1 pseudogene is annotated in these 1088 nt (G+C 59.5%); it reads right to left on the reverse strand.

The features are described from left to right. Positions 1 to 887 (reverse strand): annotated as a pseudogene (locus tag B058_RS0107810) (methyl-accepting chemotaxis protein); the annotation flags it as partial. Between the last annotated feature and the right edge of the window lie 201 nt (positions 888 to 1088).

Raw genomic sequence — 1088 nt, forward strand, 5'->3', positions numbered from 1 at the left:
GTCTCTTCCAGGCTCGAGGCCTGCGATTCGGTCCGCGACGACAGGTCGGCGTTGCCAGAAGCAATCTCCCGCGAGGCAACGGCAATGGTCTCGGTCGCGTGCCGGATGTCACTCACTGTGCCGGTCAGGTTTTCACGCATTGCATTGATGGCGAACAGCAGGCTGGAAGTGTCGCCCTTTTCCAGCGTGACCGACTTGGAGAAGTCCCCGCTGGAGATGGCGTGCGCGATCTCCACGGCATAGGCAGGCTCGCCACCGAGTTGTTTCATGATGTGGCGGACCAGCCAGAACACGATGGCGCTTGCCACGACCAGGGCCAGGGCCACGAGAACCAGCGTGATCGTCAGCATGCGCTGGCTGAACGCAGCCATCTCGGTTTTGGTATTCTCGACGGCGCCGCGTTTGACTTTGAGGTAGTCCATCAGACGCGTCCGGATCTCGCGCCAGACCGGCGTTTCTTCCTTGCTGATGACCGCAATGGCCGCGGCCTGGTCACTGCTTGCAAGCGACACCACCTTGGCGTGGAGCGGGATCTGCTGCTCGCGCAATGCGACCACTTCCTGCAGGACCTTCAGGTCATCCGGATGGGTTGCCGCAAGGGCCAAGGCCTTCTGGCTGGCTTTTTTGAATTCGGCAGACGCCGCGTCCAGATTTTTGTAGGCCAACTGATTGGTCGGATCCATGACGATATTGCGCACGGCCTGACCCATTTGCAACCCGTGGGAATATAGGAGGTTGGCTTCCTGGGCGAGCGCCAGATCCTGGGCGAGGAAATTCTCGAACCGGCTCTTGTTGCTCTGCATGCCGGTCAGCGCCACGCCGATCGCGATGCCGAAGAGCACGAACACCAACCCCATGCTCAAAACGATTTTTGACTTAAGCTTCATTTCAGAACTTTCAATATTCACTGTTACGTTTACTGACTGAAATAACGGTCCACCTGCTGCTGCATACCATCAGACGTGGCATGACAGCGGAGGATGGACAGACGTCTCAGAACTCTTCCCATTCGTCGTTGCCGCCGCCGGCGACCGCCAGCTTCTTCGGCCGGGCAGCCGTAGCCGGCACGGCAACCGGTTTGCCCCCCT

This window comes from Thiobacillus thioparus DSM 505 (genome assembly GCF_000373385.1).
GTDB lineage: Bacteria > Pseudomonadota > Gammaproteobacteria > Burkholderiales > Thiobacillaceae > Thiobacillus > Thiobacillus thioparus.